The sequence below is a fragment of the Pseudomonas putida genome (genome assembly GCF_028682395.1).
Taxonomy (GTDB): domain Bacteria; phylum Pseudomonadota; class Gammaproteobacteria; order Pseudomonadales; family Pseudomonadaceae; genus Aquipseudomonas; species Aquipseudomonas putida_AB.
This window is the reverse complement of sequence record NZ_JANHLC010000001.1, coordinates 379,369-393,908: the sequence shown is the minus strand read 5'-3', so window position 1 is coordinate 393,908 and position 14,540 is coordinate 379,369. Positions and strand designations below refer to the sequence as shown.

15 protein-coding genes are annotated in these 14,540 nt (G+C 60.8%); 6 read left to right on the top strand and 9 right to left on the bottom strand.

What is annotated here, in order from left to right:
* Nucleotides 1–41: 41 nt before the first annotated feature.
* The 6 genes from NPS46_RS01840 to minC form a co-directional block, all read right to left on the bottom strand.
* Nucleotides 42–218: a hypothetical protein gene (locus tag NPS46_RS01840; protein ID WP_274104684.1), complete on the bottom strand. Its 177-nt coding sequence runs from the start codon at nt 216–218 to the stop codon at nt 42–44.
* An 86-nt stretch (nt 219–304) separates the two neighbouring features.
* Complete coding sequence (locus NPS46_RS01835) at nt 305–1,594, bottom strand: M18 family aminopeptidase (protein ID WP_274104683.1); 1,290 nt, start codon at nt 1,592–1,594, stop codon at nt 305–307.
* Between the two features lie 105 nt (nt 1,595–1,699).
* Nucleotides 1,700–2,335 carry an RluA family pseudouridine synthase gene (locus tag NPS46_RS01830; RefSeq protein WP_274104682.1) on the bottom strand — a complete coding sequence of 212 codons (636 nt, stop codon included), beginning with the start codon at nt 2,333–2,335 and terminating at the stop codon, nt 1,700–1,702.
* A 130-nt stretch (nt 2,336–2,465) separates the two neighbouring features.
* Nucleotides 2,466–2,720, bottom strand: coding sequence for a cell division topological specificity factor MinE (minE, locus tag NPS46_RS01825; protein ID WP_274104681.1), 255 nt, complete (start codon nt 2,718–2,720; stop codon nt 2,466–2,468).
* A 3-nt stretch (nt 2,721–2,723) separates the two neighbouring features.
* Complete coding sequence (minD, locus tag NPS46_RS01820; protein ID WP_274104680.1) at nt 2,724–3,536, bottom strand: septum site-determining protein MinD; 813 nt, start codon at nt 3,534–3,536, stop codon at nt 2,724–2,726.
* 197 nt (nt 3,537–3,733) lie between these two features.
* The gene (minC, locus tag NPS46_RS01815; RefSeq protein ID WP_274104679.1) at nt 3,734–4,474 is read right to left on the bottom strand and encodes a septum site-determining protein MinC; all 741 of its coding nucleotides are present in this window, start codon (nt 4,472–4,474) and stop codon (nt 3,734–3,736) included.
* Between the two features lie 120 nt (nt 4,475–4,594).
* On the opposite strand from minC, the gene NPS46_RS01810 reads away from it, so the two are divergent.
* Both NPS46_RS01810 and NPS46_RS01805 read left to right on the top strand, forming a co-directional pair.
* The gene (locus tag NPS46_RS01810; RefSeq protein WP_274104678.1) at nt 4,595–5,527 is read left to right on the top strand and encodes a lipid A biosynthesis lauroyl acyltransferase; all 933 of its coding nucleotides are present in this window, start codon (nt 4,595–4,597) and stop codon (nt 5,525–5,527) included.
* Nucleotides 5,528–5,595: 68 nt separating this feature from the next.
* Nucleotides 5,596–6,744 carry a patatin-like phospholipase family protein gene (locus NPS46_RS01805; RefSeq protein WP_274104677.1) on the top strand — a complete coding sequence of 383 codons (1,149 nt, stop codon included), beginning with the start codon at nt 5,596–5,598 and terminating at the stop codon, nt 6,742–6,744.
* Between the two features lie 62 nt (nt 6,745–6,806).
* Here NPS46_RS01805 and NPS46_RS01800 read toward each other — a convergent pair whose 3' ends face one another.
* Together NPS46_RS01800 and NPS46_RS01795 are read right to left on the bottom strand one after the other, a co-directional pair.
* On the bottom strand, nt 6,807–7,574 hold the full coding sequence (locus NPS46_RS01800) for an MlaA family lipoprotein (protein WP_425312687.1): 768 nt from the start codon (nt 7,572–7,574) through the stop codon (nt 6,807–6,809).
* Nucleotides 7,575–7,587: 13 nt separating this feature from the next.
* The gene (locus NPS46_RS01795; protein WP_274104675.1) at nt 7,588–8,886 is read right to left on the bottom strand and encodes a serine/threonine protein kinase; all 1,299 of its coding nucleotides are present in this window, start codon (nt 8,884–8,886) and stop codon (nt 7,588–7,590) included.
* Between the two features lie 236 nt (nt 8,887–9,122).
* On the opposite strand from NPS46_RS01795, the gene NPS46_RS01790 reads away from it, so the two are divergent.
* Entirely contained in the window at nt 9,123–9,488 is a 366-nt protein-coding gene (locus NPS46_RS01790) for a hypothetical protein (protein ID WP_274104674.1), read from the top strand.
* Between the two features lie 104 nt (nt 9,489–9,592).
* Here the strand turns inward: NPS46_RS01790 and NPS46_RS01785 are convergent, their stop codons facing one another.
* Nucleotides 9,593–11,143, bottom strand: a complete 1,551-nt coding sequence (locus tag NPS46_RS01785; RefSeq protein ID WP_274104673.1) for a beta (1-6) glucans synthase — start codon at nt 11,141–11,143, stop codon at nt 9,593–9,595.
* A gap of 335 nt (nt 11,144–11,478) precedes the next feature.
* Here NPS46_RS01785 and NPS46_RS01780 point away from each other — a divergent pair, with 335 nt between their 5' ends.
* The 3 genes from NPS46_RS01780 (at nt 11,479) to NPS46_RS01770 (ending at nt 14,524) form a co-directional block, all read left to right on the top strand.
* Complete coding sequence (locus NPS46_RS01780) at nt 11,479–12,327, top strand: glycine betaine ABC transporter substrate-binding protein (RefSeq protein ID WP_274104672.1); 849 nt, start codon at nt 11,479–11,481, stop codon at nt 12,325–12,327.
* 230 nt (nt 12,328–12,557) lie between these two features.
* Nucleotides 12,558–12,869 carry a DUF485 domain-containing protein gene (locus tag NPS46_RS01775; RefSeq protein WP_274104671.1) on the top strand — a complete coding sequence of 104 codons (312 nt, stop codon included), beginning with the start codon at nt 12,558–12,560 and terminating at the stop codon, nt 12,867–12,869.
* Nucleotides 12,866–14,524 carry a cation acetate symporter gene (locus tag NPS46_RS01770; RefSeq protein ID WP_274104670.1) on the top strand — a complete coding sequence of 553 codons (1,659 nt, stop codon included), beginning with the start codon at nt 12,866–12,868 and terminating at the stop codon, nt 14,522–14,524. The genes NPS46_RS01775 and NPS46_RS01770 overlap by 4 nt, the downstream gene beginning before the upstream one ends.
* Nucleotides 14,525–14,540 lie beyond the last annotated feature (16 nt).

Here is a 14,540-nt window from a genome sequence, read left to right as displayed (position 1 = left end):
CGACCGAGTGTACGAGGCCGCTATAACCAATGCGAGTGCAATTACTCGGCGAGCTTGGCGAGGATCTTGTAAACCATGGTGCCGAGGATCAGCAGCATGCCGGCCCACATACTGAATACGCCGATATTGCGGTCGCGAAAATTGAAGCCGAGCGCCAGCAGGATCATGCCGCTAAGGATGGGGATAAGCATGGAGTGGAATGCAGACATCTCGATCATGACGCAAGCCTTGTTGAAGGGGATAAGTGAAGTCTAGGCGGCTTTGGCGCCGCCTGGATTGATATGCATCAGAAGCCGCTGGCTGCCTACGGCAGCTCACGGCTGGCGTAGAACGCGCTCAGCACTTTGACCAGGTGCGCCAGGTCATGGCTGCCGGCCAGTTCGCGGATCGAGTGCATGGCGAATGTCGGCAGGCCGATATCGACGGTGCGCACGCCCAGGTGGCTGGCGGTGATCGGGCCGATGGTCGAGCCACAGCCCATGTCGCTGCGGACCACAAAACTCTGCACAGGCACCTCTTCGGCCATGCACAGGTGGCGGAAGAACCCGGCGGTTTCGCTGTTGGTAGCGTAGCGCTGGTTGCTGTTGACCTTGATCACCGGGCCGGCATTGAGTTTCGGACCGTGGTTGGCGTCGTGCTTGTCGGCGTAGTTGGGATGCACGCCATGGGCGTTGTCGGCCGAGACCAACAGGGATTTCTGGATAGTGCGTACGAACTCATCGCCCTCGGGCAGCAGGCGGCGCAGGGTCTGCTCGAGCATCGGGCCGTCGGCGCCGCAGGCCGAGCAGGAGCCGACCTCTTCATGGTCGGTGCAGACCAGTACGCAGGTTTCTTCGGTATCGGCTGTCAGCAGCGCCTGCAACCCGGCGTAGCAGGACAGCAAGTTGTCCAGGCGCGCGCCCGCGATAAAGTCGCCATTGAGACCAATGACCGCCGCGTCCTGGGTGTCGTAGAAGCTCAACTCGTAATCCAGTACCACGTCGGCATTGAGGCCATGCTCACGGGCCAGTTGCTCGGTGAGCACGGCACGGAAGTCGACGCGTTCGTCGCCGGCGAACTGCGCCAGAATCGGTGGCAGCTCGGTCTGGGGATTGATCGCCCAGCCCTGGTTGGCTTCGCGGTTGAGGTGGATGGCGAGGTTTGGGATCACCGCAATCGGCAGCTTGAAGTCAATCAACTGGCTTTCGACCTTGCCATCGCGGCGAAAGGTCACGCGCCCGGCCAACGACAGGTCGCGGTCGAACCAGGGGGCCAGGAGTGCGCCGCCGTAGACCTCGACGCCCAGTTGCCAGAAACCCTGGCGCTGCAGTTCCGGCTGCGGCTTGACCCGTAGGCAGGGGCTGTCGGTATGGGCGCCGACCAGGCGGATACCGCCGTGCAGGGCGGAGTGGCGGCCGAGCTTGAACGCAATGATGGAGGAGTCGTTGCGGGTGACGAAATAGCGGCCACCGGCTTCGGTGGTCCAGGTTTCGCGCTCATCGAGGCGCTGGTAACCGGCCGCTTCCAGACGCTGGACCAGGCTGCAAGTGGCGTGGAAAGGGGTCGGTGAGGCCTTGAGGAAGTCGATCAGGCCTTGATTCAATGCTTCGCGCATAAGGAGCTCCAGACAGCAGTCGCGGGAGTTTACCGTGCTGAACCGTTGATCGCGAGCCGGCTCGTGCCTATCGCGAAGGTAGGCAGGAGCGGTGCGATGGAGGACTCAAAAAGGTGCCGGGCACTCGAAACGCAAGCGCTCGCCGCTTTGTGGGTGGGTAAAGCTGAGCATGCTGGCATGCAGGCAGAGCCGTGGCCAGGCCGCCAGCGCCTGGGGGTGGGCATACAGCCCATCACCCAGTAGCGGATGACCGATGGACAGCATATGGACGCGCAACTGGTGGGAGCGCCCGGTAATGGGCGTCAGTTCTACGCGGCACCAGTCCTGCTGGCGTTCCAGGACGCGCCAGAAGGTCAGCGCATGTTTGCCGAACTCATGGTCGACCACGTGGCGTGGCTTGGTGGGCGGGTCGTAGCGCAATGGCAGGTCGATGCTGCCGCTGTCCAGTTCCGGCTGGCCCCAGCAGAGCGCTGTATAGGCTTTTTCCGTTTCGCGGTCATGAAACTGGCGCGATAGCTCGCGATGAGTATCGGCATCCCGGGCGAGCAGGATGATCCCCGAGGTTTCCCAATCCAGGCGATGCACAATGCGGGCTTCCGGGTAGCCGTTTTCCTGCAGGCGGGTGATCAGGCAATCCTTGTTGTCATCGGCCCGGCCCGGCACGGAAAGCAGCAGGGTCGGTTTGTTGACCACCAGAACGCCGGCGTCCTGGTGGATGATGTGGATATTGGACAGCGGCATCAAACAGCCTCGTAACAAATGCCAACGGCGGCCAGTAGGGGCGGGTGTGTACGCGGGGAAGAGTGATTGACACTCCACCATCGCGAACACACTTGCTCCTACTGGCCGCCGTGGCGTCTACCGAATCGAATCAGCGATCGGGCAGGGTGATATTGAGTTCCAGAATCGAGCAGCTGCCCTGGTTTTCCAGTGCAACCTGAACTTGATCGGTCTCGATATTGACGTACTTGCGGATCACTTCCACCAGTTCCTTCTGCAGGGCAGGCAGGTAATCCGGTTTGCTGCGCTGGCCGCGCTCATGCGCCACGATGATCTGTAGACGCTCTTTCGCGACCGAGGCAGTCGTTTCCTTTTTGCTTGCACGAAAGAAGTCAAAAATGTTCATGGGTCAGTTGCCTCCAAACAGGCGCTCGAAGAATCCCTTCTTCTGCATATCGAGGAAGCGATGTTCCACGGTTTTGCCCAGCAGGCGGTCAACGGCGTCGCTGTACGCCTGGCCGGCGTCGCTCTGGTCGTCGAGGATGACCGGCACGCCCTGGTTGGATGCCTTGAGCACCGCCTGGGATTCGGGGATTACGCCCAGCAGGGTGACTGCCAGGATGTCCTTGACGTCTTCGACGCCGAGCATTTCGCCTCGGCTCACACGCTCCGGGTTGTAGCGGGTCAGCAGCAGGTGTTCCTTGATCGGGTCTTCACCTTTTTCGGCGCGCCGCGATTTGCTGGCCAGCAGGCCCAGCATACGGTCGGAGTCACGAACCGAGGAGACTTCCGGGTTGGTCACGACGATCGCTTCATCGGCGAAGTACATGGCCAGGTGGGCGCCGGTCTCGATGCCCGCAGGAGAGTCGCAGACGACGAACTCGAAGGTTTCCTTGAGTTCCATCAGTACTTTTTCGACGCCTTCCTTGGTCAGCGCGTCCTTGTCACGGGTCTGGCTGGCGGCCAGCACGTACAGGTTCTCGAGGCGCTTGTCCTTGATCAGGGCCTGGCCCAGGGTCGCTTCGCCGTTGACCACGTTCACGAAGTCATACACCACGCGGCGTTCGCAGCCCATGATCAGGTCGAGGTTACGCAGGCCGACGTCGAAGTCGACGATGACTGTTTTGTGGCCGCGCAGAGCGAGGCCGGTACCGATAGCGGCGCTGGTGGTGGTCTTACCCACACCACCCTTGCCGGATGTAACCACGAGAATCTTGGCCAAGGTGTTTCACCCCTAAGGAAAAAAGGACGTTAAAGCCCCTGAAGAACATTCCCTGAAAACGACTGAGCTCGGACAGCTTTCGCTGGGCCTTGGCGAGCGTCCTGTTTATGGTGAACAGTGCGACCCGACATTGCCCGACTGCGTTCAAGCTGTTTTCACGGTGTTTCAGAGATGCTTTGAAAATGCGGCAGTATCCGTTAAAGGCGGGTGATGTTCAACACATCGCCCGACAGGCTGACTTGAACAGCAGCCCCCCACAACGGGTCACGGCGTAAATCTTCGGAAACCTTGTACTGACCGGCAATCGACACCAGTTCGGCGCTCAATTGCTGGCAGAAAATCCGTGCCTTGGTATCGCCCTTGACCCCGGCCAGCGCGCGCCCGCGCATGGGGCCGTAAACATGGATGTTGCCATCGGCCAGAAGTTCCGCGCCGGGGCTGACCGAAGAGATGACCACCAGATCGCCACCCTGGGCATAGATCTGCTGGCCACCGCGTACCGGCGAGGTAATGATTTTGGTCGGCTTGATGGTCGGCTCTGGCGGTTTTTCCGGTTTTTTCTTGACCTCGCCTTCCTGCAGCGGGTCGACCGGCCGCTCGCGAGCGCCGGACGGTGGCAGCACGGGCAGGTCGATGGCGATGGCGGCGGCGATGTCTTCGATGCGATTGGCACGGATCGCCAGGGTGCGCAGGCCATGTTGGCGGCAGATACGCATCAGCGCGGGCAGATCGACCGCGCCTTCGCCGGCCGGTAGCTTGTCCAGCGCCAGCACCAGCGGGGTATTGCTGAAGAAATTGGGCGCCTGGGCGACCTTGGCGGCCAGTTGACGATCCAGGCCTTCGGGATTGTTGTGTGCCAGTTCCAGCACGGTGATGGCGAGCATGCTGCCCTTCAACTGGAACACGGGAACGGGGTCGAGCGATTCGGTCTGGCTCATGGTCGGCATAACGCAGCTTGTCACTGAAAGTGCCGAGACTTATAACGAGATCGTCCGCACGCCGCAAGCCGGGGCGAACCGTTGTAGAATGCGCGACCTTGTGTCTGTCCGGAATCTGTAATGGATCGCCCACGTTTACGTGCCGAATTTTTTCTTCCGCGTTTCTGGCCGCTTTGGCTGGGGCTTGGCCTGCTCTGGCTGATTGTTCAACTGCCTTACGGCGTGCTGCTGCGCATCGGTCGCGGCTTGGGTGCGTTGATGTATCGCGTGGCCAGCGAGCGACGACGGATCGCGGCGCGCAACCTGCAATTGTGCTTCCCGGAAAAATCCGCCGCCGAGCGCGAGCGCCTGTTGCGGGAAAATTTTGCGTCCACCGGCATTGCCTTCTTTGAAATGGCCATGAGTTGGTGGTGGTCTCGCCGTCGGTTGGCCCGGCTGGCCCATATCGAAGGGCTGGAGCATCTGAAGCAGGCCCAGCGCGAAGGCAAGGGCGTGATCCTGATGGCTCTGCACTTCACCACGCTGGAAATCGGCGCGGCCCTGCTGGGGCAGCAGCACACGATCGATGGCATGTACCGCGAGCACAAGAATCCGCTGTTTGACTACATTCAGCGCCGGGGCCGCGAGCGGCATAACCTCGATTCCCTGGCGGTGGAGCGCGAAGACGTGCGCGGCATGCTCAAGCTGCTGCGGGTCGGGCGGGCGATCTGGTACGCACCGGACCAGGACTATGGTGCCAAGCAGAGTGTTTTCGTGCCGTTGTTCGGTATTCAGGCGGCGACGGTAACAGCCACCAGCAAGTTTGCCCGCTTGGGCCGGGCCCTGGTGGTGCCGTTTACCCAGGAGCGCCTGGCCGATGGCAGTGGTTATCGCCTGGTGATTCATCCGCCGCTGGACGCGTTCCCGGGCGAGACCGAAGAGGCGGATTGCCTGCGGATCAACCAGTGGGTCGAAGCGTCGGTGCGGGCGTGCCCCGAGCAATATCTGTGGGCCCATCGGCGATTCAAGAGTCGTCCGCCGGGCGAGCCGAAGCTGTACGAAAAGCGTCGTTGAAACAGCGGCGGCTGCGGTATCCGTCTTAGGTTTTTCTGCCTCACGTTTGCAATCAATGGAGTGTTGCCATGAGTCCAGCCCAGCCGGTTACCGGTCTGATCCTTTCCGGCGGCGGTGCGCGGGCGGCCTATCAGGTGGGGGTGTTGGCCGCCATCGCCGAGCTGTTGCCGGCGGGGGCGAGCAATCCGTTTCCGGTGATCGTCGGCACGTCTGCCGGGGCGATCAATGCTGTAACGCTGGCCAGCGGGGCGTTGGACTTCAAGGCCGCCATCGAACGCCTGACGGCCTTCTGGCAAGGCTTTCGTAGCCATTTGGTCTTGCGCAGCGACTGGCCTGGGGTGATTCGCCAGGCCAGCCGTTTCGTCGGCCATAGCTTGCTGGGATTGGGCGAGCAGGCCCCGGTGGCCTTGCTCGATAGCTCGCCCTTGCGCGAGCTGCTCAGCGAGCGGCTGCACCTGGGCGGCATCGAGGACGCCATCGCCCAGCAGAAGCTGCGCGCGGTGGCGGTTACGGCATTCGGTTATGAGTCCGGCCAGGCGGTGACCTTTTATCAAGGTAAAGGCACCATCGACGCCTGGCTACGCCATCGTCGTATTGGTGTGCCGACCCGTTTGAGTATCGACCATTTGCTGGCCAGTTCGGCGATTCCCTTGCTGTTTGCGCCGGTCAAGCTGGACCAGGAGTACTTCGGTGACGGTGCTGTCCGTCAGTCGGCACCCATCAGCCCGGCGTTGCACCTGGGCGCGAACCGAGTGCTGGTGGTGGGCGTCAGTGGCAACCCGCGCGGGCTAGATGGCGAAGAGATGGCGCCGCGTATCTGCAGTGGCCAGCAACCGAGCCTGGCGCAGATTGGCGGGCATATGCTCAACAGCACCTTTATTGACAGCCTGGAAAGCGATATCGAATTGCTGCAGCGGCTCAACCAGCTTGGCCAGTTGCTCCCGGGCACGCAGCCGCGCCGCCTGGGCCTGGCACCGGTGGATGTACTGGTCATTGCGCCCAGCCAGCCTATCGACGAAATCGCCGCCCGCCACCGCCATGAATTGCCAGCGGCCCTGCGCCTGTTCCTGCGCGGCCCTGGTGCGACCAAAACCAGCGGTGCGGGCGTACTCAGCTATCTGCTGTTCGAAGCGGCCTACTGCAGCGAACTGATCGAACTTGGCCGGCGAGACGCCTTGGCCAAACGCGTCGAGCTCTGCAGGTTTCTAGAGGTTTAAAGCCGCATCAAGCGCCAAGCGGCACGTGTTGCCACTTGCCGCTTGAGGACTGCCACGGTGCGCTACTCGGCTATCTGCAGCTTGCGCGCCTCGGTATAGACATACCGCACCTTCTCGTACTCGAACGGCGAGTCCAGCTGGCCATAGCGGAAATGCGTGGTGTAGCGTTTGTCGACCGCACGTAGCACCCAGATTTCCGGGTGGTTATCGCTGACTTCGGCAACATTGAGAAAGTTGATCTGGCTCTCGGCGGTGTAATCGAAGATCAGCCCGGTGGTGTCGCGCAGATTGGAAGGGCCCAGCAGCGGCAGAACGAAGTAGGCGCCACCCGGAACACCATAGAAGCCCAGGGTCTGGCCAAAGTCTTCAGTCTGGCGTGCCAGCCCCATTTTGGTGGCTGGGTCCCACAGGCCGGCGATGCCGATTGTGGTGTTGAGCAGCAGCCGCGCGGTGGTTTCCATCGAGCGCTGGCCCTTGAACTGCAGCAGGCTGTTGAGCAGGTTCGGCACATCGCCTAGGTTGTTGAAGAAGTTGCTTACGCCGCTGCGTACAAAGTTCGGGGTGATAAAGCGGTAGCCATTGACCACCGGCAGAAAGACCCACTGATCGAACCGGTAGTTGAAGTGATACACACGGCGATTCCACGACTCCAGGGGGTCGTAGACATTCAGCGCATTCAGGGTCGAGCGCTCGAACTCGCGCTGGTCCAGACCGGGGTTGAACTTCAATTGTTTGAGCGGTTCGGTGAAGCCGTCCGGGTCGACGCTCCTGGGGGAGGCGGTGCGGGTGTCGTCGGCCAGGGCCTGGCCAGTGCAGAGCAACGCCGCGATAAGCAGAAGGTGTTTAGCCACGGAAGAACTCCAGCATGGCGTCGCTATTGACGCGGTAATTGAGGTTGCCGCAGTGGCCACCCAGCGGGTAGACGGTCAAACGATCGCCAAAGGTCTTGCGCAGAAAACCCAGGTCGCCGGGGCCGAGGATCACGTCGTCGGCGTTATGCATCACCGCGATCTTCGAACTGTTGTGCAGGTAGTCCTGCAAGGCATAGAGGCTGACCTGATCGATCAATTGCAGCAGGCTGCCGCCACCGGTGCGCGCGCGCCACATCGGGATCACCTGCTCGGTGAGGTAGCAGTCGAAGTCGCATTGCAGGGCCCGTTTGAAAAACGGCGTCAGGCTGGTGCTTTCGGTGATCGGGTATTTGGGTGGGGTAATCAGGCCGCGGCGGTTGATCAGGTCCGAGGTAAAGGCGATATCGGCCGCAGAGAAGCGGAATGAGGTGCCGATCAGCATGGCCATCTGTTCGTTGGTCAGGTGTTCCTTGGACTGCTGGAAGTCGTAGAGCAGGGCATCGTTAAGGTCGATATAACCCTTTTCCTGGAAATAGCGGGTCAGCTTGGACAGCACCAGCTCATAGAAAGTGGTGCTGTTATTGATGCCCTTGACCTCGGTCTGGACCATTTTGTCCAGGTTGGTGATCGAGGTGTAGAGGTTGACCGGCGGGTTGAGTAGCAGGACTTTCTTGAAGTTGAAGCTGCGCCGGGTCTCGTCCAGGTGGCTGACAAACGCCGCGTTCAATGCGCCCAGGCTGTAGCCGGTAAGGTAATAGTCGGTCACCGGTAGCCTCGGGTTCTGGGCCCGCACGGCCTGCATGACCCGATAGAGGTCTTCGGCATCTTCCTGGCTCACGCCGGGCGTGGCGAAGCGCGAGGCTGCGCTGATGAAGTCGTAGCTGGTCGGCGAGGACAACTGCACGACGTGATAGCCCGCCTTGTAGTAGAGCTTCTTCAGGTATTCGTTGAGGCTGCTGGAGTAGGGCGCGCCAGTGCCGGCGATCAGGAAGATCAGCGGTGCGGCATGGTCCTGGCGGGCCAGGCGGTAGGTCAGTTTCTTCACCGGCCAGAAGTTGGCCGGCAGGATGAATTCACGTTCCGGGCGCAGGGTGAGGGTGTAATCCGACTGATTGATATCGTCGTCGTTTGGCAGTTCCGGGCGCAGGTCCGGCGGGGTGCTAGCAATGGTTGCTTCGAACGGGTTGGTCAGCGGATAGCCGTAGGTGCTGGCATCGATATCCACCGCCAGCGCGGATGCACTCAGGAAAAGGCCGCCAAACAAGGCAGCGAAGCGCAGTGACAGGGGCATGACGACATTCCTTTGAGCAAGAGTGCTGAGTGATATTCGCTGGCTATGACCGTCGTGCTACTGCCGAAGTGCCATGCCTCGCGGCGAATTCCTGAAAAGGGCTGGCCGGCGCTTAGGAAATACAGGGTAGACGATACACTTTGCCTTAGTTCGATGACCAGATATCTCGCCTGGCGGGTTGCATACCCTGAATGGGCGATTATGCTGGGCGCCGTTTTTGCCTATCGGAGTGCCTTATGTCCCGCCGCTTGCCGCTCGTTTTGCTGCTTCTCGCCCTGCCGTTATGGCTGGCTGCCAGTTATGGCCTGCGCTACGGGCTGATGGAAGATGCCCGCTGGGTTGGGTTGTGTATCGAGGAGGCGTCGCGCTGGGAGTGTCAGGCACGTTCGACTTTGGGCCTGATGATCCACTTCAAGGTATTGGGCTGGCTGGCGCTGGCGACGTCGATCGCCGGCTTTTTGTTGTCGGGGCGTGCGGGCTGGGTGTTGGCCTTGCTCGGGTTGTTTTTCGGCTTCCCGGCGTTGGCGCTCTACAACACCAGCATGGCGGTCTTTGCGGTGGTGATCGCGGCCTTGCGCCTGGTGCGCTCGCCGCGTCCCTGATGCCATCTTCTGTTTCTGTTTTGTAGACGCTTGTTCGCGACCTTTAGCGCTGTCTAAACCGTTAAAGATCGCGAGCAAGCTCGTTCTTGCCTGTGAAGGGCGACCTACGCCCGAACCCTCAAACTACGCCACAGGGCAATCACCAGCAGTGCGCAGACCGCTGCCCAGCCCCAGGCCTGCAGGTTTTCCAGGCCTTCGCGGTACAGCTGCGGGGCGATCCCGGCGCCGATGATAAAGGCCAGCAGAGCGACTTCCCGACGCGGGCCACTGACCGGGCGGCACAGATACACCACGGCCGGTAGCAGCAGTGCGGCGCTCGGGAAACTGCGATAGCGGGGATCGACGACCAAAGCCAACAGCATGACGGCCCCCGCGAACCCGGCGGCCACCAGCCACCAGCCCGAACGCTGTTCCAGCCAGGCGAAACAGCGCCCACGCCAACCGGCGCGTTGACTCAAGGCCAGCGCGCCATGGGCCAGTACCAGCAGGTTCAAACCGGTCAACAAGCCAGCCCAGAGCCATTCGCCAGCAAAGCGGCTGGTCACCCAGCTCAATTCCATCCAGGCACCGATGCTGCAGGCACCCAGCGCGCCAAGCATCGGCAGGAGCAGTGCGGCGCGGGTGCCGCGAACGGCGCCGCCGAGCAGCAGGGTGGCGACGAACAGCAGGCCGCCAAAGCCCAGCCAGAGTGGCCAGTTCGGTAGGTTGGACACCGGTCCGGTGAGGATGCCCTTGTCCTGGCGATCCGCGTCGTACAACCCCCAGTAGCCGCCAACGGCGCCTTCACTGACGCGTTTCCAGGGTTGATCGAAGGCTTCGATCAGGTTGTAGCGCCAGCCTTGCTGCTCGGCCATGGCGACGAAACCGCGAATAAAGCGGGCTTCATTGACCCGGCTGGGCAGGGCGGTTTCGCGCTGGCGGCCTTCGCTGGGCCAGCCGGTTTCGCCGATGACCACTTCCTTGGGGGCGAAGCGGTTGCCAAAGACCTGGCGGATCTCACCGACATGATGCAGGGCCTGGTCGATGCCGGCTGGGTCATCTTCCCAGTAAGGCAACAGGTGGATGGTCAGGAAGTCCACGGCCGGGGCGATTTGCGGGTGCTGCAACCAGAACTCCCAGACATCGGCGTACGTTACCGGCTGCTGGATCTGGCGCTTGACCTGCTGGATCAACTCGACCAGTTGCCCTGCGGTTATTTCCTTGCGCAGCAGGACTTCGTTGCCGACGATCACCGAGGTCACGACGTCCGGGTTGGCATTGGCCGAGGCGATCAGGGCCTCGACTTCCTTGGCGTTGTCCACCGGGTTGCGGCCGATCCAGGCCCCGCTCATCAGCTTGAGGCCGTGCTTGCGGGCGAGATCAGGCAGGCCCTCGAGGCCAGTCATGGAATAGGTGCGGATGCATTCGAAGCGGGTCGCCAGCAGTGCCAGGTCGGCATCCATGCGCTCGGGGCGCAGCGCAAAAGGCTGGTCGAACGGTGACTGGTCCTTGTCGAACGGGGTGTAGGAGGCGCATTGCAGCTTGTGCGAGGTGCTCGCCACATCCGGTAGCTGGACTGGTTGGCCAAGGCCGTACCAGAAACCGCAGAGAGCGATCAGTCCGAGCAGGGAGGCGAAGAGATAAGGCAGTAGGGGAAAGCGGATTCTGGCGGACATGGGCGGGCCGTCTGGGATCGAAGCCGGGCATCTTACCCGGATTTCCCCCGGCCTTGGACGTACACAGAGGTTTGCCATGCAAAGTTCGCGCTTAGTTGCAACGGCGTGTTTCCCAGGCCGCTGATTGCTGGCGTTGTGATGTCGTTTACCGCTGCCTTGAGGTCGCTGTCAGAGCAGGTTGCGAGGCGGCGGGGGTCGATGATCGGGGTATCAGTACTGCGCTGATAATCGAACGGGTTCGACGCTGGGGCGTGAAGGAGGCGCCGCGCGCTCTAACAAAACTGCGTGATACGGCTCGACAACCGTCGGGCCCGGCACTTTTCGGGGAAGCAACGATGAAGATGCGACGACTCTTAGGCGTCGGTACCGCCCTGGTACTGGCGATCAGCTCCACAGTGGCGAGCGCCGAGACCAAGACCTTGAGTATCGGCTATGTCGATGGCTGGTCGGACAGCGTGGCGACGACCCATGTGGCGGCCGAGGTGATCAAGCAAAAGCTGGGCTACGACGTGAAACTGCAGGCCGTGGCCACCGGGATCATGTGGCAGGGCGTTGCCACCGGCAAGCTCGACGCCATGCTCTCCGCGTGGCTGCCCGTGACTCATGGGGAGTATTGGACGAAGAACAAGGACAAGGTGGTCGACTATGGCCCCAATTTCAAGGACGCGAAGATCGGCTTGATCGTGCCTGAGTACGTCAAGGCGCAATCGATTGCCGACCTCAAGACCGATACCAGCTTCAAAAACAAGATCGTGGGGATCGACGCCGGCTCCGGGGTAATGCTCAAGACCGACCAGGCGATCAAGGACTACGGGCTGGACTACAAGCTGCAAGCCAGTTCCGGCGCGGCGATGATCGCCGAGCTGACCCGGGCCGAAGACAAGCAGGAGTCCATTGCCGTGACCGGCTGGGTACCGCACTGGATGTTCGCCAAGTGGAAACTGCGCTTTCTTGACGATCCCAAGGGCGTTTACGGCGCGGCGGAAACGGTCAATAGCATCGGCAGCAAGGGGCTGGAAAAGAAAGCGCCGGAAGTCGCGGCCTTCCTGAAAAAATTTCAGTGGGCTTCCAAGGATGAAATTGGTGAAGTGATGCTGGCCATTCAGGACGGTGCCAAGCCTGATGTTGCGGCCAAAGAGTGGGTCGCCAAGCACCCGGAACGCGTGGCTGAATGGATCCAATGATCGAACTTCGAGCTCTCTAGAACAGCTATTCCAAGGCCGCCTGGTCATTTTGACAGGCGGTTTTTTCGTGCCTTCCGTCATCGAATTTCGGCTCGACCATTCGTCGCCAGGGCGCTCCCAGTGGGCATTACGGCGCTTTTGGCTCTAAGACTAAGGTCGTCTGGAATCGCGCTTGCAGCCGCCTAAAGTGGAATACGTTCCAACTCATCTGTGCTGCGAGGACAAAAACAATGAACGACAGCATTTACCTCTCGATTCAAAACAGCCCGCGTTTCAAGGAGCTGGTCAGTAAAAGGGAGCGGTTCGCCTGGATTCTCTCGGCGATCATGCTAGGGCTTTACTCGGGTTTCATCCTTTTGATTGCTTATGGGCCGCAGGTTCTGGGGGCAAAAATCAGCCCTGATTCATCGATTACCTGGGGAATTCCCATCGGTGTTGGACTGATCATTTCGGCGTTCATCCTGACCGGTATCTATGTGCGTCGCGCCAATGGCGAATTCGACGACTTGAACAACGCGATCCTCAAGGAGGCTCAGCAATGATCCAGCGTCTATTAGCAGCCCTGGGCATTGCCGCCTTCGCGCCCGCCGTCTGGGCCGCCGACGCTCTGACGGGCGAAGTACACAAACAACCTCTCAACGTTTCCGCGATCCTGATGTTCGTCGCGTTCGTGGGCGCTACCCTGTGCATCACGTACTGGGCTTCCAAACGCAACAAGTCGGCGGCTGACTACTATGCCGCTGGCGGTAAAATCACGGGCTTTCAAAATGGTCTGGCGATTGCTGGCGACTACATGTCGGCGGCGTCCTTTCTGGGGATTTCCGCGCTGGTGTTCACCTCCGGCTACGACGGCCTGATCTATTCGATCGGCTTCCTGGTGGGCTGGCCGATCATTCTGTTTCTGATCGCCGAACGCCTGCGTAACCTGGGTAAGTACACCTTCGCTGACGTGGCGTCCTATCGCCTCAAACAGAAGGAAATTCGTACGCTATCGGCCTGCGGTTCGCTGGTCGTCGTGGCGTTCTACCTGATCGCGCAAATGGTGGGTGCCGGTAAGCTGATCCAACTGCTGTTCGGTCTGGACTACCACGTCGCGGTTATCCTCGTCGGTATCCTGATGTGCCTGTATGTGTTGTTCGGCGGCATGCTGGCAACGACCTGGGTACAGATCATCAAGGCGGTACTGCTGCTGTCCGGTGCGTCCTTCATGGCCCTGATGGTCATGAAACACGTCAACTTCGACTTCAACATGCTGTTCTCCGAAGCGATCAAGGTTCACCCTAAAGGTGAGGCGATCATGAGCCCTGGCGGCTTGGTGAAGGATCCGATCTCGGCCTTCTCCCTGGGTCTGGCGCTGATGTTCGGTACTGCGGGCCTGCCGCACATCCTGATGCGCTTCTTCACGGTGAGCGACGCGAAGGAAGCACGTAAGAGCGTGCTGTATGCAACCGGCTTTATCGGCTACTTCTATATCCTGACCTTCATTATCGGCTTTGGCGCGATCCTGTTGGTTAGCACCAACCCTGACTTCAAGGATGCTGCTGGCGCTCTGTTGGGCGGTAACAACATGGCGGCGGTGCACCTGGCCAATGCGGTCGGTGGCAGTATCTTCCTGGGCTTTATCTCGGCAGTGGCGTTCGCCACCATCCTGGCGGTGGTTGCCGGTTTGACCCTGGCCGGTGCTTCGGCTGTATCCCATGACCTGTATGCCAGCGTGATCAAGAAGGGCAAGGCCAACGAGAAGGACGAGATCCGCGTTTCGAAGATCACTACGGTGGCTCTGGGCGTACTGGCAATCGGCCTGGGTATTCTCTTCGAAAGCCAGAACATCGCGTTCATGGTAGGCCTGGCGTTCTCCATCGCGGCGAGCTGCAACTTCCCGGTCCTGCTGCTTTCCATGTACTGGAAAAAGCTGACCACCCGCGGGGCGATGATTGGCGGCTGGCTGGGTCTGATCAGTGCCGTGGGCCTGATGGTGCTGGGCCCGACCATCTGGGTGTCGATCCTCGGTCACGAGAAGGCGATCTTCCCGTACGAGTACCCGGCGCTGTTCTCCATGATGATTGCCTTTATCGGTATCTGGTTCTTCTCGATCACCGACAAATCCAAGGCAGGGGCTGACGAGCGCGCGCTGTTCTACCCGCAGTTCGTTCGTTCGCAAACCGGTCTGGGTGCTAGTGGGGCGGTTTCTCACTAAATAGAAAACCCAGGAA

Coding starts and splice junctions, on each gene's coding strand:
- NPS46_RS01840 (WP_274104684.1), bottom strand. CDS start 218: ATGATCGAGATGTCTGCATTCCACTCCATGCTTATCCCCATCCTTAGC.
- NPS46_RS01835 (WP_274104683.1), bottom strand. CDS start 1,594: ATGCGCGAAGCATTGAATCAAGGCCTGATCGACTTCCTCAAGGCCTCA.
- NPS46_RS01830 (WP_274104682.1), bottom strand. CDS start 2,335: ATGCCGCTGTCCAATATCCACATCATCCACCAGGACGCCGGCGTTCTG.
- minE (WP_274104681.1), bottom strand. CDS start 2,720: ATGAACATTTTTGACTTCTTTCGTGCAAGCAAAAAGGAAACGACTGCC.
- minC (WP_274104679.1), bottom strand. CDS start 4,474: ATGAGCCAGACCGAATCGCTCGACCCCGTTCCCGTGTTCCAGTTGAAG.
- NPS46_RS01810 (WP_274104678.1), top strand. CDS start 4,595: ATGGATCGCCCACGTTTACGTGCCGAATTTTTTCTTCCGCGTTTCTGG.
- NPS46_RS01805 (WP_274104677.1), top strand. CDS start 5,596: ATGAGTCCAGCCCAGCCGGTTACCGGTCTGATCCTTTCCGGCGGCGGT.
- NPS46_RS01795 (WP_274104675.1), bottom strand. CDS start 8,886: ATGCCCCTGTCACTGCGCTTCGCTGCCTTGTTTGGCGGCCTTTTCCTG.
- NPS46_RS01790 (WP_274104674.1), top strand. CDS start 9,123: ATGTCCCGCCGCTTGCCGCTCGTTTTGCTGCTTCTCGCCCTGCCGTTA.
- NPS46_RS01785 (WP_274104673.1), bottom strand. CDS start 11,143: ATGTCCGCCAGAATCCGCTTTCCCCTACTGCCTTATCTCTTCGCCTCC.
- NPS46_RS01780 (WP_274104672.1), top strand. CDS start 11,479: ATGAAGATGCGACGACTCTTAGGCGTCGGTACCGCCCTGGTACTGGCG.
- NPS46_RS01775 (WP_274104671.1), top strand. CDS start 12,558: ATGAACGACAGCATTTACCTCTCGATTCAAAACAGCCCGCGTTTCAAG.
- NPS46_RS01770 (WP_274104670.1), top strand. CDS start 12,866: ATGATCCAGCGTCTATTAGCAGCCCTGGGCATTGCCGCCTTCGCGCCC.